Annotated in this window: 22 protein-coding genes and 1 pseudogene; 13 read left to right on the top strand and 10 right to left on the bottom strand. The window is 59.1% G+C overall.

Annotation, left to right across the window (positions count from 1 at the left end):
- Positions 1-296 precede the first annotated feature (296 nt).
- Together ACXPVS_RS24305 and ACXPVS_RS24300 are read left to right on the top strand one after the other, a co-directional pair.
- Positions 297-434, top strand: a complete 138-nt coding sequence (locus ACXPVS_RS24305) for a hypothetical protein (protein WP_010461921.1) — start codon at positions 297-299, stop codon at positions 432-434.
- A 69-nt stretch (positions 435-503) separates the two neighbouring features.
- Positions 504-1,469 (top strand): leucyl aminopeptidase, encoded by a 966-nt coding sequence (locus tag ACXPVS_RS24300; protein ID WP_458512169.1) that lies wholly within the window; start codon positions 504-506, stop codon positions 1,467-1,469.
- A gap of 61 nt (positions 1,470-1,530) precedes the next feature.
- Here the strand turns inward: ACXPVS_RS24300 and rluB are convergent, their stop codons facing one another.
- The 5 genes from rluB to ACXPVS_RS24275 form a co-directional block, all read right to left on the bottom strand.
- Complete coding sequence (gene rluB / locus ACXPVS_RS24295) at positions 1,531-2,802, bottom strand: 23S rRNA pseudouridine(2605) synthase RluB (RefSeq protein WP_458512168.1); 1,272 nt, start codon at positions 2,800-2,802, stop codon at positions 1,531-1,533.
- A 184-nt stretch (positions 2,803-2,986) separates the two neighbouring features.
- The gene (gene scpB, locus ACXPVS_RS24290; protein ID WP_458512167.1) at positions 2,987-3,934 is read right to left on the bottom strand and encodes an SMC-Scp complex subunit ScpB; all 948 of its coding nucleotides are present in this window, start codon (positions 3,932-3,934) and stop codon (positions 2,987-2,989) included.
- An 11-nt stretch (positions 3,935-3,945) separates the two neighbouring features.
- Positions 3,946-4,767, bottom strand: a complete 822-nt coding sequence (locus ACXPVS_RS24285) for a segregation and condensation protein A (RefSeq protein WP_458512166.1) — start codon at positions 4,765-4,767, stop codon at positions 3,946-3,948.
- On the bottom strand, positions 4,768-5,397 hold the full coding sequence (locus ACXPVS_RS24280) for an L-threonylcarbamoyladenylate synthase (RefSeq protein ID WP_458512165.1): 630 nt from the start codon (positions 5,395-5,397) through the stop codon (positions 4,768-4,770).
- Positions 5,398-5,410: 13 nt separating this feature from the next.
- Positions 5,411-6,274, bottom strand: a complete 864-nt coding sequence (locus ACXPVS_RS24275) for a PHP domain-containing protein (protein ID WP_458512164.1) — start codon at positions 6,272-6,274, stop codon at positions 5,411-5,413.
- An 87-nt stretch (positions 6,275-6,361) separates the two neighbouring features.
- Between ACXPVS_RS24275 and ACXPVS_RS24270 the strand changes: the two genes are divergently transcribed.
- The 6 genes from ACXPVS_RS24270 to ACXPVS_RS24245 all read left to right on the top strand — a co-directional run bounded on the left by ACXPVS_RS24270 (position 6,362) and on the right by ACXPVS_RS24245 (position 10,445).
- Entirely contained in the window at positions 6,362-6,958 is a 597-nt protein-coding gene (locus ACXPVS_RS24270) for a septation protein A (protein ID WP_458512163.1), read from the top strand.
- 1 nt (position 6,959) lies between these two features.
- Positions 6,960-7,259 carry a YciI family protein gene (locus ACXPVS_RS24265; protein WP_458512162.1) on the top strand — a complete coding sequence of 100 codons (300 nt, stop codon included), beginning with the start codon at positions 6,960-6,962 and terminating at the stop codon, positions 7,257-7,259.
- A 110-nt stretch (positions 7,260-7,369) separates the two neighbouring features.
- The gene (locus ACXPVS_RS24260) at positions 7,370-7,783 is read left to right on the top strand and encodes a translation initiation factor 2 (protein ID WP_458512161.1); all 414 of its coding nucleotides are present in this window, start codon (positions 7,370-7,372) and stop codon (positions 7,781-7,783) included.
- A 7-nt stretch (positions 7,784-7,790) separates the two neighbouring features.
- Complete coding sequence (locus ACXPVS_RS24255) at positions 7,791-8,468, top strand: response regulator transcription factor (protein ID WP_458512160.1); 678 nt, start codon at positions 7,791-7,793, stop codon at positions 8,466-8,468.
- 125 nt (positions 8,469-8,593) lie between these two features.
- On the top strand, positions 8,594-9,043 hold the full coding sequence (locus ACXPVS_RS24250) for an LTXXQ domain protein (RefSeq protein WP_458512159.1): 450 nt from the start codon (positions 8,594-8,596) through the stop codon (positions 9,041-9,043).
- Positions 9,044-9,110: 67 nt separating this feature from the next.
- The gene (locus ACXPVS_RS24245; protein ID WP_458512158.1) at positions 9,111-10,445 is read left to right on the top strand and encodes an ATP-binding protein; all 1,335 of its coding nucleotides are present in this window, start codon (positions 9,111-9,113) and stop codon (positions 10,443-10,445) included.
- Positions 10,446-10,479: 34 nt separating this feature from the next.
- On the opposite strand, the gene ACXPVS_RS24240 is transcribed toward ACXPVS_RS24245, so the two are convergent.
- Positions 10,480-11,043: a nitroreductase family protein gene (locus ACXPVS_RS24240; protein ID WP_458512157.1), complete on the bottom strand. Its 564-nt coding sequence runs from the start codon at positions 11,041-11,043 to the stop codon at positions 10,480-10,482.
- 122 nt (positions 11,044-11,165) lie between these two features.
- Between ACXPVS_RS24240 and ACXPVS_RS24235 the strand changes: the two genes are divergently transcribed.
- Entirely contained in the window at positions 11,166-12,620 is a 1,455-nt protein-coding gene (locus ACXPVS_RS24235) for a TrkH family potassium uptake protein (RefSeq protein ID WP_458512156.1), read from the top strand.
- Here the strand turns inward: ACXPVS_RS24235 and ACXPVS_RS24230 are convergent.
- Positions 12,577-13,638 (bottom strand): AraC family transcriptional regulator, encoded by a 1,062-nt coding sequence (locus ACXPVS_RS24230; protein WP_458512155.1) that lies wholly within the window; start codon positions 13,636-13,638, stop codon positions 12,577-12,579. The two genes, ACXPVS_RS24235 and ACXPVS_RS24230, sit on opposite strands and share 44 nt — an antisense overlap.
- A gap of 160 nt (positions 13,639-13,798) precedes the next feature.
- Between ACXPVS_RS24230 and ACXPVS_RS24225 the strand changes: the two genes are divergently transcribed.
- The gene (locus tag ACXPVS_RS24225; protein ID WP_458512154.1) at positions 13,799-14,110 is read left to right on the top strand and encodes an Mpo1-like protein; all 312 of its coding nucleotides are present in this window, start codon (positions 13,799-13,801) and stop codon (positions 14,108-14,110) included.
- Positions 14,111-14,137: 27 nt separating this feature from the next.
- Positions 14,138-14,728, top strand: a complete 591-nt coding sequence (locus ACXPVS_RS24220; protein ID WP_458512153.1) for an HD domain-containing protein — start codon at positions 14,138-14,140, stop codon at positions 14,726-14,728.
- A gap of 30 nt (positions 14,729-14,758) precedes the next feature.
- On the opposite strand, the gene ACXPVS_RS24215 is transcribed toward ACXPVS_RS24220, so the two are convergent.
- Positions 14,759-15,574 carry a UDP-2,3-diacylglucosamine diphosphatase gene (locus tag ACXPVS_RS24215; protein WP_458512152.1) on the bottom strand — a complete coding sequence of 272 codons (816 nt, stop codon included), beginning with the start codon at positions 15,572-15,574 and terminating at the stop codon, positions 14,759-14,761.
- A 136-nt stretch (positions 15,575-15,710) separates the two neighbouring features.
- Here ACXPVS_RS24215 and ACXPVS_RS24210 point away from each other — a divergent pair, with 136 nt between their 5' ends.
- The gene (locus ACXPVS_RS24210; RefSeq protein ID WP_458512151.1) at positions 15,711-16,472 is read left to right on the top strand and encodes an AraC family transcriptional regulator; all 762 of its coding nucleotides are present in this window, start codon (positions 15,711-15,713) and stop codon (positions 16,470-16,472) included.
- Between the two features lie 98 nt (positions 16,473-16,570).
- A complete protein-coding gene (locus tag ACXPVS_RS24205; protein ID WP_458512150.1) occupies positions 16,571-17,464 on the top strand; it encodes a DMT family transporter in 894 nt (297 codons plus the stop codon).
- On the opposite strand, the gene ACXPVS_RS24200 is transcribed toward ACXPVS_RS24205, so the two are convergent.
- Positions 17,458-17,745 carry a SelT/SelW/SelH family protein gene (locus tag ACXPVS_RS24200; protein ID WP_458512149.1) on the bottom strand — a complete coding sequence of 96 codons (288 nt, stop codon included), beginning with the start codon at positions 17,743-17,745 and terminating at the stop codon, positions 17,458-17,460. The two genes, ACXPVS_RS24205 and ACXPVS_RS24200, sit on opposite strands and share 7 nt — an antisense overlap.
- Positions 17,746-17,816: 71 nt before the next feature.
- Positions 17,817-19,229: pseudogene (locus ACXPVS_RS24195) on the bottom strand (type IV pilus assembly protein FimV); the annotation flags it as partial.
- Positions 19,230-19,287: the final 58 nt, after the last annotated feature.

Genomic DNA, 19,287 nt, shown 5'->3' with positions numbered 1-19,287 from the left:
CGTAACGTAAATTTGCCAAATCAGATCTGACTGTAGGCTGACTGCAAATTGACGGTTGAACGTTTCCTTAGAAGAAGGTCGAGTTAGTTTTTTGTTTTTTATTAAAAAATCACCCATCAAAAAACAGAATAAAAAGTTCAAATAAATATTATTTGATTATTTTTTTGCAGTTTGAAAACCTCTGAACTAGGTTCTCAGCAACTTGCCAGGACGCATCAATCAGCAAGTGGGCGGGTTATTCAATGACTGAAAACGCGCCGCAGCACTTACCGAAAAAGTCATCTAGGAGATTCACAATGCAAGCACTTGAAAAAGACTTGGAAACTGAACTGCAACTGGACGATTGGTTTGAAGCGCCGACCCACGAAGCCGCCGTTGAAATGATGCAAGCCGACGCGGTTGTTCCGTTCGGCACGGCAATGTGGCCTCTGTAAGTCATCCCGGCAGGCACGATCCGGCCGGTTGTGCCTGCCACTTTTTCTCGGTTTGTCAGGGAGGACTACATGGATAAGCAACGCGCCATTTCGCATTTCCTTTACTACCTCGAACATCACCCGGCCCTCGCCGCCATCAATCCGGCGAAGGTCTTGCTCGGCCACACGGCTGATTACCAGGCACTGACGGGCGCCATCGCCGAACAGGTCGGTGACAGCCCACGATTCAGTTTCAGCGCGATGAGACTGGATCTGGAACCTACGGATGTGCTGGCCCAAGCGATTGCCGACAGCGATCTGTACATTTTCTTCTACGACTCTTCTACCCTGCCCAACCCACGCCCCGACGGCCCGGAATTTGTCCGCGCGCTGCAAGGCGTCATGGCCGAGAATTGGAAGAAGTCGCTGCTCTTCAAGGATTACGGCGATTACTTCTACGACACGTTCAGTGTCACCCCGCAGCGCATTGCCGGGTTGAACAGCCACTTGATCCAGCGCATGTCCCATGCCACCACGTTAAGTTTCAAAGATGATCACGGCTCGTGGTTCGAGACACCGTTGAGCAGTATCAAAAAGTGGACCGACATCAACGGCGTCGGCAACTTCGATTTGGCGCCAGGTGAAATTGCCACGCACAGCGACGCCATTAACGGCCGGGTCAAGTTTATCGGGACGTTTCTCAGCACGATTCCATTTGCCCGCAAATACGGGGTGCTGGAGTCACCGCTAGAGTTGTGGATCGAGAACTCGACCATCAGCAAGATCGCCACCGATGTGCCGGGGCTGGAGCATGACTTCAACAAGTACTTGGAAGCCAATCCATCCAATCGGCGCATCGAGGAGCTGGGAATCGGCACCAACGAAGGCGTTAAAGCGTTGTATGCGCGCAATGCCGGGTTTGAGGAGCGCCATTGCGGGCTGCATCTGGGATTGGGTGGTGGCGCGAAGGGTAGCCATCATCTGGACCTGATCTTCTGCGGCGGCGTGTTGGCGCTGGATGATGAGCCTGTGTTTGATGGGCGGTTTGTCTTCTGATCAGCCAGACGAAAAAAAACGCCAACCCGAAGGTTGGCGTTTTTCATGTGGCGCTTACCGATTACTCAGGCTTGCGACGACCGAAGCCTGGACGCTGGCCCGAACCGGCGGGCGCACCACGACGCTTGCCCGAAGGCGCATCCTTGTCGACCAGAACGATGCCTGGACGCTTTTTCGCCGGTGCCTTGGCCGGACGCTTAGTATCGGCCGGACGGTCTGCCACTGGCGTACCGCGACCGGCTGGAGCACCGCGATCACTGCGTCCACCGCTTGGTGCACCACGGCCTTCGCCGCGCTCGGTGCGGCCATTGGCCGGACGCGGCGTGCGTGGGCCGCGCTCGCCGTCTGCACGGGGTGCAGCTGGTTTGCGGGACGGACGTTCGCCTTCGATCTGCGGCTCACGGGAGTCACGCGGTGTAGCAGCAGTCTGGTTACCGATGGCTGGACGCAACGAACGCACGCGGTCGGTCTTGCCCATTGGACGCGACGATTTACGCTGCATGCGATCGAGCTTGTCTTTGCTCTTGGCGTTCATCTGCGGCATGGCCACAGGCGTCAGGCCCACTTCAGCACTCAGAATGTCGACTTCGTACTGGCTCATTTCGCGCCAGCGACCCATCGGCAGGTCGGAGTTGAGGAACACCGGGCCAAAGCGCACACGCTTCAGACGGCTGACCACCAGGCCCTGGGATTCCCACAGACGACGAACTTCGCGGTTGCGACCTTCCATCACCACGCAGTGGTACCAGTGGTTGAAACCTTCGCCACCTGGCGCCTGCTTGATGTCGGTGAACTTGGCCGGGCCGTCTTCGAGGACGACGCCTGCTTTCAGGCGCTCGATCATCTCGTCATCGACTTCGCCACGCACACGTACCGCGTATTCACGGTCCATTTCGTAGGATGGGTGCATCAGGCGGTTGGCCAGCTCACCATCGGTGGTGAACATCAGCAGGCCGGTGGTGTTGATGTCCAGACGACCGATGTTGATCCAGCGACCTTCTTTCGGGCGCGGCATCTTGTCGAAAACGGTCGGACGGCCTTCCGGATCAAGGCGGGTGCAGATTTCGCCGTCAGGCTTGTTGTACATGATCACGCGGCGTACCGACTCGGCGGCTTCTTCGCGCTTGATCACCTTGCCATCAATGGTGATGGCGTCGTGCATGTCGACGCGCAGCCCAAGGGTGGCGTCTTTGCCATTGACCTTGATGCGGCCGTGGCTGATCCAGGCTTCTACGTCACGGCGCGAGCCGACGCCGATACGGGCGAGGACTTTCTGCAGTTTCTCGCCTGCTGGGCCGATTTCCTGGTCGTCTTTCTGGTCGTTGATACTCATCTGGGCACCTCCCGGTGTGGTCTGTAAAACGGGGTACTTGGCGAAGGGATCGCCGAAGGGTCGCGAATCATACGCTCATGGGAGCGTTCGCGCATCAGAGACTAGCTGATCAATGGCAACTTACCTGGATTTCCGCCGACCGGTGGCGCCGAGATCGTTACCACGCTCTGCGTGGGAACGATCATCAGTCGTCTTCAAATTCGCGGCGTTCGGCCTCGATTGCTTCGGCGAGGGCCCGGGCTTCGGCTTCTTCGTCGGTCAACTCGGGCTCGGGCCTGTGTTGTTCAAGGGCGGCAACGGCGGCCAGGAGTTTCTCTCGAGCTTCACCAATGCCAAGCACATCATCTTCCTGATCTTCTTCGACTGTGGCTTCGGGCTCGGGCTGATCCAGAATCTCTTTGGTCTCCGTCGCCGCTGCATCGCGTAACAGATCGTCGAAGTCGGTCTTGAGCCCCTCCTCCATGGTGTCCAGTTCCAGCAACAGCGTGTGGAAACTGGTTTCCTCCTTCGGCTCTTCCGGCTCGGCGCTGGCATCGGCCAACGCCTGCAGTCCGGCAGGCACCGGCGCGTCGTCGAAATCGAGCACCGGATCAGGCTCAAGCTCGCGCAATTCGGCCAGCGGTGGCAAATCGTCGAGGTTTTTCAGGTTGAAGTGATCGAGAAACGCCTTGGTGGTCGCAAACATCGCCGGTTTACCCGGTACGTCGCGGTAACCGACGATGCGGATCCACTCGCGCTCCAGCAACGTTTTGACGATGTGACTGTTGACTGCCACGCCCCGCACGTCTTCGATTTCGCCCCGGGTGATCGGCTGGCGATAGGCAATCAGCGCAATGGTTTCGAGCATGGCGCGGGAATAGCGCTGCGGCCGCTCTTCCCATAAACGCCCGACCCACGGCGAAAACTTTTCGCGGATCTGCAAGCGATACCCAGAGGCCACTTCCTTTAGCTCAAAGGCTCGGCCGTCGCAGGATTTGGCGAGAATGGTCAGGGCTTTCTTGAAGACTGGCGGCTCCGGACGCTCGCCCTCCTCGAAGAGTTCGAACAGGCGTTCAAGCGATTGCGGCTTCCCCGAGGCCAACAGAAAGGCTTCAAGCAATGGCGCCAGCTCGCGGGGTTCAGTCAGGTTCATGATTTAACTCGTTATTCGGCTCGGGCCCGCACGTGGATCGCTGCGAACGGCTCATTTTGCACCAGCTCGACCAAGGATTCCTTGACCAGTTCGAGAATCGCCATAAAGGTTACCACCACCCCCAGACGTCCCTCTTCAGCGGTGAACAGCTCGGCAAAGGGCACAAAGCCGCCGCCCTTGAGGCGCTCCAGCACATCGCTCATGCGTTCGCGGGTGGACAGCGCCTCGCGGCTGACCTGGTGACTTTCGAACATGTCGCCACGGCGCAGGACCTCGGCCATGGACAACAGCAGCTCTGAAAGACGCACGTCTGGCAACAGCTTGCGTGCCCGGGCTTGCGGGGCGTCGAGCTTAGGGACTACCACGTCACGCCCCACACGGCTCAGGCCATCGATACCTTCGGCTGCAGCCTTGAAGCGTTCGTACTCTTGCAAGCGGCGGATCAGTTCAGCGCGGGGGTCATCTTCTTCGGCTTCGATCGTTTCGGCACGCGGCAGCAACATCCGCGATTTGATCTCGGCCAGCATCGCGGCCATGACCAGGTACTCGGCGGCCAGTTCCAGACGCACCGATTGCATCAACTCGACATAGCCCATGTACTGACGGGTGATTTCCGCCACCGGGATGTCGAGGATGTTGATGTTTTGCTTGCGGATCAGGTACAGCAGCAGGTCGAGGGGACCTTCGAAGGCTTCGAGAAAGACCTCAAGCGCATCCGGCGGAATGTACAGGTCCTGCGGCATTTCCATGACCGCCTGGCCATAGACCATCGCGAAGGGCAACTCTTGCTGGGCTCCGGCCTGACTGTCGACAACGGGTTCTACTGCCGACATCTACGCCTCGGCCATGAACGGCGTCGGGTCGCCACAACCAACACGGATCACTTGCGGCTCGCCGTCGGCGAGGTTGATCACGGTGGACGCCTTGATCCCCCCAAAACCGCCGTCGATGATCAGCTCGACCTGATGCTCAAGCAACTGACGCATTTCGTAAGGATCGGTCATCGGGTCGGTGTCGCCGGGCATGATCAGCGTCACGCTCATCAGCGGTTCGCCGAGTTCCTCCAGAAGTGCCAGGGCAATCGGATGGCTCGGTACGCGCAGGCCGATGGTACGTTTTTTGGGATGCAACAACAGCCGCGGGACTTCGCGGGTGGCGTTGAGAATGAAGGTGTAAGGTCCCGGAAGGTGAGCTTTAAGCAGGCGGAAGGTGCCGGTATCGATCTTGGCAAACAGCCCCAATTGCGACAGGTCGCTGCAAATCAGCGCGAAGTTATGCTTTTCGTCCAGCTGTCTCAACCGGCGCACGCGCTCCACGGCATTCTTGTCGCCGATTTGGCAACCAATGGCGTAGGACGAGTCTGTGGGGTAAATCACCACCCCGCCGCTGCGGATGATCTCAACAGCCTGTTTGATCAGGCGCGCTTGCGGGTTTTCCGGATGAATCTGGAAAAATTGACTCACATTCTCTACCTGTTCAGACGGCGGCAATAATTGGGTCATGTTTGAATCGACACCACAGTGGTGGCAGATCCTCCGGGAGCGGGCGGTACTCACCGATCTCGGACCAGCCTCCAGGGCCATGAAAATCACTGCCGGCGCTGACCAGCAGACCGAATTCACGGGCGAGAATCGCCAGGCTGCCCACTTGCTCGGCGGGCTGATGGCCATTGACCACTTCGATCGCGTGGCCCCCTGCTTGAATATAGTCGGCAATCAGCCGGCGACGTTTGCTGCGAGTGAAATCGTAGTGCCATGGATGCGCCAGACTGACCCAAGCCTTGGCCGCGCGCAGGGTTTCGACCGTGTCTTCCAGGGTCGGCCAGTGTTGCTTGACGTCCCCCAGCTTGCCGGCGCCCAGCCATTTGCGGAACGCTTCGGCGCGATCCTTGACGAAACCTTCACGCACCATCCAGTCAGCGAAATGTGGGCGGGCCGGCGCATTGCCGCTGTCGCCCAGTTCCTGCTGGATGGCCCGAGCCCCTTCGAGCGCGCCCGGCATGCCTTTCAATGCCAGTTTTCGGCTTATTTCTTCGGACCGTAACCAGCGGCCATCGTGCAATTTTGCGATGGCCTCGACCAACGGCGTGGCATTGACATCAAATCCGTAGCCCAAAACGTGAATGGTCGCGCCGCCCCAGGTGCAGGACAATTCGACGCCATTGACCAATTGCATCCCCAGCGCGGTGGCCGCAGTGCGAGCTTCGTCGAGGCCCTCGAGGGTGTCGTGATCGGTCAAGGCCAGGACTCGCACGCCTTTCTCGAACGCACGCGCAACCAGTACTGCAGGCGCGAGAGCGCCGTCGGAGGCCGTGCTATGGCAGTGCAAATCAACATTCACAGGACTTTTTTACCTCAATTCAGCTGACGCTATCGCGCGCCCATATGTTTGTTATTATGCCGCCACATCCTGCTTCTGGCTGCCACTGTGAAACAATTCATCGATTTCATCCCGCTCCTGCTGTTCTTCATCGTCTTTAAACTCGATCCCCGGGTCGTCGACATCGCCGGTCATGAGTTGACTGTAGGCGGTATTTACAGCGCCACCGCCATGCTGATCATCAGCTCCCTGGTGGTTTACGGCACGCTGTTCATCAAGCAACGCAAGCTGGAGAAGAGCCAGTGGCTGACCCTCATCGCCTGCCTGGTCTTCGGCAGCCTGACCCTGGCGTTCCACAGCGAAACCTTCCTGAAATGGAAAGCCCCGGTGGTGAACTGGCTGTTCGCCCTGGCGTTCATTGGCAGCCACTTTGTCGGTGAGCAACTGCTGATCAAACGCATCATGGGCCACGCGCTGACTCTGCCGGAGCCGGTCTGGACCCGCCTGAACATCGCCTGGATCGGTTTTTTCCTGTTTTGCGGTGCCACCAACCTGTTCGTCGCGTTCACCTTTCAGGACTACTGGGTTGACTTCAAAGTCTTCGGCAGCCTGGGCATGACGCTGCTGTTCCTGGTCGGCCAGGGCATTTACCTGTCCCGCCACCTGCACGACGCCGATACCACAACGCCAAAAACCGAGGACTGACATGCTTTACGCAATCATTGCCACAGACGTCGCCAACTCCCTGGAAGCCCGCCTGGCCGCACGGCCTGCACACCTTCAGCGCCTGCAAGTGCTCAAAGGTGAAGGTCGCATCGTGTTGGCCGGTCCACACCCGGCGGTCGACAGCAATGATCCGGGCGCTGCGGGTTTCACCGGCAGCCTGATCGTCGCCGAATTCGATTCCCTGGGCGCCGCCCAGGCGTGGGCCGACGCTGATCCGTATATCGCCGCAGGCGTCTACGACAACGTTTCGGTCAAACCGTTCAAGCAAGTCCTGCCGTAGTATCCCTCCAGCGCGATGAACCTTATCGGTTCATCGCGCGCTCAACGCTCATTATTCTCGTTTACCGGCCGACAACCTGCCCAATACTCGTATTGAAATCAGGAGTGGCGATGCGCAAAGGTCCGTTGTGTCTGATGTTGGTGACGTTGTCGATCGTGGCCCCGGCTCACGGTGAAGAAAGCGCCGAGGGCGGTAATTCCACACCGCTGTCCCTGAGCGCCGGCAGCCAGATCACCGAGTTGCAACAGCGCTTGAAGGTAAGCGAACAGCAACGAGAAGTACTGAGCAAACAACTGCAAAATACCGATGCCGAACGCGAAAGCGCCCAGCTGAGCCGGTTGAGCCAAGAGAATCAGCGCCTCAAGCTGCTGCTCAAGGAAGCCCAGGCCAGCAGCCCGCTGCAGCGTCTATTGACCGATCAGCAGCAGTGGTTCGTCATTGGCGCCGCCGTAGCGCTATTGGCGCTGCTCTGCGGTATCTTCGCCAGTGGTGCCACCAGAAAACGTAGGCAATGGCTAAATTGAGTGAGTCATGAGCGAGCTGTTATTAATTGATGATGACCAGGAGCTGTGTGAGCTCCTGAGCAGTTGGTTGAGCCAGGAAGGCTTCCAGGTCCGCGCCTGCCACGATGGTCAGAGCGCCCGCCGCGCATTGGCCGAAACGTCGCCGGCAGCCGTGGTACTGGACGTGATGCTGCCTGACGGCAGCGGCCTGGAACTGCTCAAGCAATTGCGCGGCGATCACCCGGACTTGCCGGTGCTGATGCTCTCTGCCCGCGGCGAGCCGCTGGATCGCATCCTCGGCCTGGAACTCGGCGCCGACGACTACCTGGCAAAACCGTGCGATCCGAGGGAGCTGACAGCGCGCCTGCGCGCCGTGTTGCGCCGCAGTCATCCGACAGCGGTCTCCAGTCAGCTCGAACTCGGCGACTTGTGTTTCAGTCCGGTGCGCGGCGTGGTCAGCATCGATGAACAGGAATTCACTCTCACCGTCTCCGAAAGCCGTTTGCTCGAAGCCCTGCTCAAGCAACCCGGCGAGCCGCTGGACAAGCAGGAACTGGCGCAAATCGCCCTCGGCCGCAAACTGACGTTGTACGACCGCAGCCTGGACATGCACGTCAGCAACCTGCGCAAAAAGATTGGCCCGCACCCCGACGGTCGCCCACGGATCGTGGCCCTGCGCAGCCGCGGTTATTACTACAGCCTGTAAGTTTTGTCAGGCCGACGAGAAATCGTCTTTACCCAAGCCTTACGCTCCGCTGACCGCCGCTGACCTTGATCTGCGTAATCTGTACTCATCCGGAACGTACCGGGAACGAGACAAGGAGATTCACCATGCGCAAGACTCTTATCGCTCTGATGTTCGCTGCCGCCCTGCCGACCGTTGCCATGGCCATGCCTGAAGGTGCCGGCCCGATGGGTGGCTCGATGGACGGCTCACGCCATGGCGGTCAGATGCACGGCATGCACGGCAAAGGCCCGTACAGCCAGCTCGACCTGAGCCGCGAACAACGCGGGCAGATCCGCAAAATCATGGGCGAGCAGATGCACGAGCGTAAGCAAGTGGTCGACAAGTACCTGGAAAAACTCTCGCCCGCCGACCAGAAAGCCATGAAAGATGAAATGGCGACCAACCACAAGAAAGCAGACGCTGACGTGCGTGCCTTGCTAAAACCGGATCAACAGAAGCAATTCGACGAGATCCAGAAAAAACAGACTGAGCGTCGCGCCGAATGGGCCGAGTTCAAGGCCTGGAAAGCGCAACAGCCGAAAAAGGCGCAATAATGTTCTAGCGTCATATCACAGCCCAACGGTTAATCGCCGTTGGGCTTTCTTTGCTTGAGGATTTTTTGTGCGCTCATTGTTCTGGCGTATTCTGGCCAGCTTCTGGTTGGCCATCGCTTTGGTTGCAGGGCTTTCCATTCTGCTGGGGCACATGCTCAATCAGGACGCCTGGATTCTCAGCCGCCACCCGGGCCTCAATACCTTGGCCGAGCAGTGGACGCAAACCTACGAGTCACAGGGTGAAGACGCGGCCCAGGACATTCTGGAACAGCGCAAGCGCCAGTATCACATCGACGTTCAAGTGTTCAACGAGAGCGGTGATCCAGTGGTGCGCGGCACCTTCCCACATAGGGCGGCCGCCTTCGAAGCGCGGCGACACAACGACGACCGTCGTCTGCCATGGCGCCGACTGACCGATGAGTACACCAGTGCAAAAACTGGCGACACCTACCTGCTGATCTACCGCATTGCGCACCCGGAGCTCGACGCGTGGCACCGCGAAAGCTTGCTCTGGCCATTGAGTGCGCTGGGTATCTCGCTGGTGGTGCTGACCTTGTTCAGTCTGTTTGTGACGTTATCCATTACTCGCCCACTCAATCGCTTGCGCGGCGCGGTGCATGATCTGGGGCAAACCACCTACCAACAAAACAGCCTGGTGAAACTGGCCAACCGCCGCGATGAGTTCGGCGTGCTGGCCAACGACTTCAACCGCATGGGTGCGCGCCTGCAAAGTTTGATCGGCAGTCAGCGGCAGTTGCTGCGGGATGTATCCCATGAACTGCGTTCACCGCTTGCCCGGCTGCGCATTGCGCTGGCACTCGCCGAGCGCGCCAACCCCGAAGAACGGCAAAAACTCTGGCCGCGCCTCACTCGGGAGTGTGATCGACTGGAAGCGCTGATCAGCGAAATTCTAGTTCTGGCGCGAGTCGATGCCGACAACGCCGGCGCTGAAGAGGTTGATCTCAATGCGCTGCTCAATGCTTTGCAAAAGGATGCTCAATTAGGCTCGCCGGAGCAGAACGTACACCTTGAGACCGAACCGCAGCTGAACCTGAAAGGCTGGCCAACGATGATCGAACGCGCCGTCGACAACCTGCTGCGCAATGCTCAGCGGTTCAACCCGCAGGGGCAATCGATTGAAATGCAGGCCGTGCGTCAGGGTGAGCGGATTGTGGTCAGTGTGCGTGATCATGGACCGGGCGTAGAGGCCGCGCATTTGAGGCTGTTGGGCGAGCCGTTCTATCGGGCGCCGGGGCAGACGGCGGCTGGCCATGGTTTAGGGTTGGCGATTGCGCGCCGTGCGGCGGAACGGCACGGCGGGAGTCTGGTGCTGGCCAATCATCCCGATGGCGGGTTTATCGCCAGCCTGGAGTTGCCGTTGGTACCCGGAGTCGCCTCTTAGGGGATTATTCCCACGCAGAGCGTGGGAATGATACTTACACGGCTGGCCAGGCGCTGACGAATTCAGCCAGGTCGGCTTTCTCCGCCACACGCGGTTCCTTCTGCGGCGTGCCAAGGTAAAGAAACGCAATCACCTCTTCCCCGTCAGCCAGACCCAAGCCCTTGGCCACATGCGCTGAATACGCCAGCTCACCCGTGCGCCACACTGCGCCAATCCCTTGCGCATAAGCCGCCAGCAAAATCCCGTGAGCCGCACAGCCTGCCGCCAGCAGTTGTTCAGACTGCGGATATTTAACGTGATCCTGCAACCGCGCGATCACCACAACCACCAGCGGCGCACGCAACGGACCGTTACGCGCCTTGTCCAGCGCCGCTTCGGTCACCTCACTGTCCTGCAGCTTCGCCGCTTCGGCCAGCAACTCGCCCATCTGCTCGCGCGCCGCGCCTTCGACTGTCAGGAATCGCCAAGGCTGCAAGTGGCCATGGTCTGGCGCTCGCATCGCGGCACCAAACAACACTTCGCGTTGTTCTGCGGTCGGTGCCGGTTCGAGCAGTCGTGGAACGGAAACACGGTTGAGCAAAGCGTCGAGAGCCTGCATCGGCCACCTCCTGAAAAAAATGTGAAGCCATTCTAGCTGCAACCACCTGGGGAGTGCCGGTTTACATAGCAGGCCCCGCAGGTAGAATGGCGCCCTTCCCTATTTCAGCCCGAGCGGACTTCATGGCGTTGCCGACCTTACGGACTATTGGTTTCATCATCGGCATCTTCCTGATCACGCTGGCCATCGCCATGGTCGTGCCCATGGCCACGCTGGTGATTTTCGACCGCACCAGCGACCTGCCGTCATTCCTCTGGGCGAGCATGATTACCTTTGTCGCCGGCCTCGCGCTGGTCATCCCCGGTCGCCCGGAACATGTACACCTTCGTCCGAGAGACATGTACCTGCTGACCGTCAGCAGCTGGCTGGTGGTGTGCATCTTCGCCGCGCTGCCGTTCCTGCTGACCCAGCACATCAGCTACACCGACTCGTTCTTCGAAAGCATGTCCGGCATCACCGCCACCGGGGCGACGGTGCTCACGGGGCTGGACACCATGTCCCCTGGCATTCTGATGTGGCGCTCGCTGCTGCACTGGATTGGCGGCATCGGCTTTATCGGCATGGCGGTAGCCATTTTGCCACTGCTGCGCATCGGCGGCATGCGGCTGTTTCAGACCGAGTCGTCAGACCGTTCCGAAAAAGTCATGCCCCGTTCGCACATGGTGGCGCGTTTGATCGTTGCAGCCTACGTCGGCATCACCATTTTCGGCAGCCTGGCGTTCTGGTGGGCCGGGATGAGCCCGTTCGATGCGATCAACCACGCGATGTCGGCGATTTCCACCGGTGGGTTCTCAACGTCCGACCAATCTCTGGCCAAGTGGACGCAACCGGCGGTGCACTGGGTGGCGATCGTCATCATGATCCTCGGCAGCCTGCCGTTCACCTTGTATGTAGCGACCTTGCGCGGTAACCGCAAAGCACTTATCAAGGATCAGCAGGTTCAAGGCTTGCTCGGCATGTTGCTGTTGACCTGGCTGGTGCTCAGCACCTGGTATTGGTGGACCACCCAGTTGCATTGGCTGGAGGCGTTGCGGCATGTGGCGCTGAACGTGACCTCTGTGGTAACGACCACCGGATTTGCGCTGGGGGACTACAGCATTTGGGGCAATTTCTCGCTGATGCTGTTCTTCTATCTGGGTTTTATCGGCGGTTGCTCGGGCTCGACCGCTGGAGGGATCAAGATTTTCCGCTTCCAGGTCGCGTACATCCTGCTCAAGGCCAACCTTAACCAGTTGATTCACCCGCGCGCAGTGATCAAGCAAAAATACAACGGTCACCGTCTCGACGAAGAGATCGTGCGTTCGATTCTGACCTTTTCGTTCTTCTTTGCCATCACCATCTGCGTCATCGCGCTGCTGCTGTCGCTGCTCGGCGTGGACTGGATGACCGCCCTCACTGGCGCGGCCAGCACGGTGTCCGGCGTCGGTCCGGGACTGGGCGAGACCATTGGCCCGGCGGGCAACTTCGCCACCCTGCCGGACGCCGCGAAGTGGATTCTCTCGTTCGGCATGCTGTTGGGCCGACTCGAGATCATTACGGTGTTTGTTCTGTGTATTCCGGCGTTCTGGCGTCACTGACAGGCGCAGGCGTCGCCATCAACCGCATTCGGTATTCACCGGGTGTGGTGTCGAACCAGCGTCGGAAGGCGCGGAAGAAATTGCTCGGATCAGCGAACCCCAGCAGGTAGGCAATTTCCAGCAGGGTCATGGTCGGCTGCGCCAGGTATTGCTCAGCCAGTTCACGTCGCGTGTCATCCAGCAATGCCTGGAAACTCGTGCCCTCTTCCTGCAAGCGTCGCTGCAAGGTGCGTTGCGACAGGTGCAACGTCTGCGCCACGGTATCGCGCTTGGGTTCGCCCTGGGGCAACAAACGGCATAGCACCTGCCGCGCCTTGTGGGTCACGCGACTCTCGGAAAACCTCGCCAGGTATTCACCGGCAAACCGGTCGTGCAACAGCGCCATCGCCTCATTGGCGGTAGGCAGCGGTGCCTCCATGTCAGCGCGCTCGAAGATCAAGGCGTCATAGGGCGCGTTGAACACCAAAGGTGCATGGAAGGCTTGTTTATAGGGTTCGAGATTGACGGGCTGATCGCCCTGCACCAATACCTTGCGCGGCTGCAAGGTGCGTCCGGTCAACCAGCCGCACAGCGCCAGAGCACAGGCCAGTGACGCTTCGGCACTCTGCCGGGTCGGTGGCAGATGGTCGCCGTGGACCGTCAGAATCAGCGCGTAGCCTTCTTCCAGCAATCGGAAACTCAGGTCGGCACTTTCCGCAATGATCCGCTGATAGCGCACCAGCCGTTGAAAGCCTTCCGCCAGGGTCTGGCTGGACATCAAGGCGTAGCCCGCCACATGGAAGGAGGCCGGTCGCACCACCTTGCCCATGTTCAGGCCAATCGCCGGGTTGCCGGACAGCTCAACCGCGCGCTGCCACAGGCGTGTCATGGAATCTTGCGGGAAACGCGCATCCGGATCATCCAGTGCCGCGTAGTCTAGCCCTAGCTGCTTGAACAGAACCCGGCAATTCAGGCCGTCCATCTCCAGTGCTTTGACAATCCCCATCGCCCAGCTTGCAGAAGTCGTTCGTTCGCTCATGTCGTCCACTTACATGATAAGCCGCATGCTACGGCCAATTTCCGAAGGATACTAAAGTGGCGCCTATTGTCACTGGCTGATACCAATGATCACTCTAGACTCAAATAAGCTACCCGCAGAACAACTTGCAGTCAGAACAATAAGCACAGAGATCGCAGTCGTGGAAAACATCAAACGTTTCAACAGCTTCGCTGAGTTCTACCCGTATTACCTCAGCGAACACAGCAACAGCTCCTGCCGACGATTGCATTTTATCGGCACGACGCTGGTTATCTTCATTCTGGCCCTGACCATCGGCAAAGGCGCCTGGCTGCTGTTATGGGCCCTTCCGCTGGCGGGTTACAGCTTCGCCTGGGCCGGGCATTTCTTCTTCGAGAGGAATCGTCCTGCGACCTTTCAACATCCGTTTTACAGCCTGCTCGGCGATTTCGTTATGTACCGAGACATGATTCTGGGTCGCGTGCCGTTCTAGGGCCAATGAACCACAGGAGGACAGCCGATGAATGCCAGCGCCCGTTTCACCCACATGCAGGACGGCACGCAAGAAGACTGGGCGATCATCGCCGCAGATTTCAGTGCCTATGCGAGACAATTACCGACACGGATTGTGGCGCACCTGAAATTACTGGAGGGTGATTTTGGCGGCTTTCCGGTGGATCGTCTGACCCATTCCCTGCAAACCGCCAGCCGTGCCTGGCGTGATGGCCGCGATGAAGAATACGTAGTCTGCGCGCTGCTTCACGACATCGGCGACACCTTGGGGTCCTACAACCACCCGGACATCGCTGCGGCAATCCTCAAGCCGTTCGTCAGCGCCGAGAACCTGTGGATGGTCGAGAAACACGGAGTTTTCCAGGGGTATTATTTCTTCCATCATCTCGGGATGGACCGGCATTTACGCGAGCAATTCAGCGGGCATCCACAGTATCAGGCGACCATTGAGTTTTGCGCCAAATACGATGCGGCGGCGTTTGATGCGGCGTATGAAACGCTGCCGCTGAGCTTCTTTGAACCGATGATGGAGCGGCTGTTTGCGCAGCCCAAGCACTCGATTTACAAGGCCGCGATGGAAGAACACGCGCCGGCCTGAAAATCAAAAGATCGTCCGAACGCGGCCGGCCTATGCCGGCTCTGCGATTTTGGTGGCCTTCAATTCAGCCTCCCGCGCCTGGGCATCCGCCAATCGATACAACTCGATCGATCCGTCCCACTGCTCGATCAGCGCCGTGCACGACTCCACCCAATCCCCGCAATTGAGGTAATCCACCCCGCCGACCTTGCGTATCTCGGCATGGTGAATGTGCCCGCACACCACGCCGTGCAACTTGCGCTTGACGCACTCGTGAGCGATGGCTTCTTCAAAATCGCTGATGAAGCTGACCGCGGTTTTGACCTTGTGCTTGAGGTACGCCGACAGCGACCAGTAACCGTAGCCATAACGGGCGCGCCAATGGTTGAGCCAGCGGTTGAGGGTCAGGGTGAATTCGTAGGCCGAGTCGCCGAGAAAGGCCAGCCAGCGGTGATACCGGGTGATCACGTCAAACTGGTCGCCATGAATGACCAGCAGATGGCGGCCATCGGCGGTCACGTGCACCGCCTCGTCCACTAGCTGGATATTGCCCAGAATCAGCGTCGAATAGCGGCGCAGGAATTCGTCGTGGTTGCCGGTGACGTAGATCACCTCGGTGCCGCGCTTGCTCATGGTCAGCAGGCGGCGAATCACATTCGTGTGCGCCTGGGGCCAGTACATGCCGCCGCGCAGCTTCCAGCCATCGATGATGTCGCCGACCAGGTAGATCTTGTCCGCGTGGTAACCCTTGAGAAACTGCGACAGGTGCTCGGCCTGGCAATCCCGGGTGCCCAAGTGCACGTCGGAAATCCACAAGGTTCGCACACGTTGCTTGCGACTGGGTTTGGCGAGTTCGGCGCTGGTCATGGGCAGCCCTCTGGAAACGTTTTTGCAAGCGTGCGCCAGTCGGGTTAATTGCCCATGACAATGGCGAGTCAGTCCGATGACAGCGCCCCACGATTGCCCTCGGTGTAGACTGGCCGCCTTGCCCGGGAGACCTGCGATGAGACCGATCCTCACGCTACGCCAATACACTCATGACCTGATCGTCCATAGCCACAAACACGCGCAGCTGGTGTTCGGACTGTCGGGTGCGTTGGATTTCGAGGTCGACGGGCGAGGCAGCCAGGTGGTCCAGCAGAGTTTCGTGGTAGTGCCATCCAATTTCCATCACGCCTGCGGTAGCGCCAATGGCAGCCGTTGCCTTGTACTGGATGTGCCCAGCGATCAATGGGTTTCTCAGTCCCTGGGGGATCACGCCGAAGCCAGTCGTCGCTTACTCGACAACGCCGGTCGCCAGTCGCTGGGTGCAGGGCAAAGCCAATTGGTCAGTTGGTTGGCGGGCAGTCACGTCAGCGATCCACTGATCGCGCAACAAGGCGCGGTGTTGTTGCTGGCCAGTCTCAACAACGCCAAACCCGAGATCGTCAGCGGTCGTCGCCTGCCTTATGCGGCGCTGAATGCGCACATCGATCAGTACGCAGCCTATCCACTTCAAGTCGCCGATCTGGCACGCGTCGCCGGTCTGTCCAGCGCTCGGCTGCATGCACGGTTCGTTGCTGAATGCGGGCAGACGCCGATGGATTACATCCGCAGTCGACGTTTGCACAGGGCCGTGGGCTTGTTGCGGGATTCGGCGCTGCCGATTGGCGAGATTGCCAGTCGGGTCGGTTACAGTTCGCAGAGCGCCTTTGCGGCGGCGGTGTTGCGGGAGTTCGGTGCTTCACCCAGCAAATTGCGGCGCGAGGTTGGCGACAAAAGGTAATAGTTTGCCGACAGACGCAACTGGTGGTTTCACGGTTCAATGCAGGCGCTGCCGAAGGCTGCTCCTACATCTTTGTTCGCTTGTTGTTAAGGATTGCAATGACTCCCCGTACCGCCCTTGGCGCCCTGCATATCGGCGCACTGATGTTCGGCTTGACCGGTGTGTTCGGCAAACTTGCTGCGGCGTCCCCGGCCATTATCGTTTTTGGTCGTGCCGCATTCGCCGTGCTGGCGTTAGCCGTTTTTGCGCGGTTCGCCAGCACTACTCGCTGGCAGAAACTCGAAGCGGTGGACTGGCGCCAACTGTTGCTCAGCGGCTTACTGCTGGCCGCACACTGGGTGAGTTTTTTCATTGCAGTGAAGGTCGCCGGCGTGGCAATCGCGACCCTGGGTTTCGCCAGCTTCCCGGCGTTTACCGTGATCCTTGAAGGGTTGATCTTCCGCGAGCGAATTCGCGCCAACGAAATCCTGCTGGTAGTGCTGGTCAGTGTCGGGCTGGTGCTGGTCACCCCTGATTTCGATCTGGCCAGCGGCGCCACAGTGGGTCTGCTGTGGGCGGTGGGCTCAGGTTTGCTGTTCTCTCTGCTATCGCTGACCAACCGCGCCAGCTCCGGACGAATTCCGGCGGTGCAGGCTGCGCTGTGTCAGAACGTGGTGGTCGCGTTGTGCCTGTTACCGGTGGCGGCACCGCAGTTGAGCGAAGTGCGCGCCATCGACTGGTTGTGGATAGGATTGCTCGGGGTGTTCTGTACTGGCGTCGCTCACAGTCTTTTTGTCGCCAGCCTGGCAGTGATCAAGGCGCGGACCGCGGCCGTGGTTTTCGCCATGGAGCCGATTTACGGCATCACAATGGCCTGGCTGCTGTTTGATGAAAATCCGACGTTGCGCATGCTGATCGGTGGTGCGCTGATCATCGTGGCGATCGTGGTCTCCAGCCGACTCTCTGGAGGTTCAAGCAAGAAGACCGTTGCGGCAGACGCCGCCTCTCACTGAGTGCGGTCGTTGTGCCCCAGGTCGCGGTCCGGATCTATTTGATCGCGGACCCGTTGTTTCAACACTTTGGCTTCCGGGAAACCGCCATCAGTCTTGCGCTCCCAGACCTGAACGTCGTCACAGAAAATGTGAAACACCCCACCGGTTCCGGGTACCAGCGACACTTTACCCAAGTCATCACCAAAGGTGCTGAGCAGTTCCTGGGCCAGCCAGGCAGCACGCAACAGCCACTGGCATTGCGTGCAATAGGTGATGATGATTTCCGGTTTGCATGCAGTCATGATCGACGTGCTCCTGAGCCAGAGGGCGCCGCTATGACAGCCCTGAACTCGTTAAGGAAGGTGTCATCCAGAGAAGGCGAGTGTTCAAAAGGGCTGATAAGGTCCCAACTCGAATCCATCGACAGGTCATCCAGGTTCAACTGAAACTCATCGCTGGGCGCTGCTTCGGGTATCGCAGCCTTGGGGGGAGTAATTGACCCTGCAACGGCCAACGGTGCGGCACTGCTCAATTTTGAGTGTCGGGCGCGAATAGTCTGAAGTTTTCCCAGGTCGTATCCGGCGTCACGCAGGTTGTTTTCCTGTGCTTCGTAGGCGGGGACATCACCCTGTTTACCCAAGACTTCCAACAACTGCTCGGCCAGATCCGTGCGTTGTGGCTCTTTGATCAGCGCTTCCCGCAACAAACCGGCGGCTTCGGAAAAACGGCCATAGGCCAGATAGATATCGACCTCTTCGAGCACATCGCCTGTCGGCGACGCTTCACCCGATTCAGTTGCCGGTTGCGACTCTGACGATTGGGCTACCGGTTCTGCAGTGCGATTGAGCGCCGGTTCATGCCGTGACGGCAAAACAGGTAAAACATCGGGTAATACCTGAACCTGCTGTCGTTGACGCCAAACGAACAACCCCAGCAACACCAGAGCCATCACCGCCAGCAACCCGACAATCAGCCCCCAGTGGTTGGCCTCAGGCTCCTCAACAATAACCGGCGCGGGAGCCACAACGGAGGGCGCAACCGGCTCCACCGCTGCGATCTTGATTTCCGCCAATTGGCTTTGCAGTTCAGTCACCTGCTTTATCTGACCGCCGACCAGTTTCTCCTGGGCCTGAAGCTTCACAGTCAATTCATCGATGGTGGCTTGCAGCTGCTGGCTTTGCAGCACGCTGGCGGCCAGTTGTGCGGCAACGGGATCACTCACAGGCGCGGCGGCAGGTTGATCGACGCGAGGAACGGGGGGCTTTTTGCCTTTCGCCGCAGGTGGCTTCGCAACGACCGGCTCAACCGTCGGGAATCCGGAGGACTGAACGTCGGTCACCGGTTCGTCAGTGATGGGAACAATCCCAGGCGAACCCGGCGGATCGATCAGCACCGTGTACTCGCGCAGCACGCGCCCGTTGGGCTGATTGAGCTGCACCAGGAAATTCAGGAAAGGTTCATTGACCGGTTTGCTGGAGCTCACCCGGATCAGCCTGCGGTTGCCGCGCATGATCGGCGTGAATTTCAGACTATTGAGGAAGAACACCCGTTCGATGCCGGCACGGCTGAACTCGTCCGCTGTCGCGAGGCTGACCGAGAGCTCGGCCTTATCCAGACCTGCGGCATCTTGGAGTGCGATGTCGGCGCGCAATGGCTGATTCAGCGCTGAATGCAGGGTGATATCACCCAAGCCCAACGCGGGCGCCAATGCCGAGTAAGTGACAGCACCACCGACCAAAAACAGCGTGGCGCAACACCGTAAAACCATGTGCCAACTCTCGAGCATGAGCATCCCTTAGATAACCAGAACTATCTTGTACGCGTTCGCACATCCGGTACGAACA

The organism is Pseudomonas sp. Ma2-10, from assembly GCF_054330215.1.
The sequence above is the reverse complement of the archived record's forward strand: the minus strand, read 5'-3'. Positions and strand labels throughout refer to the sequence as shown.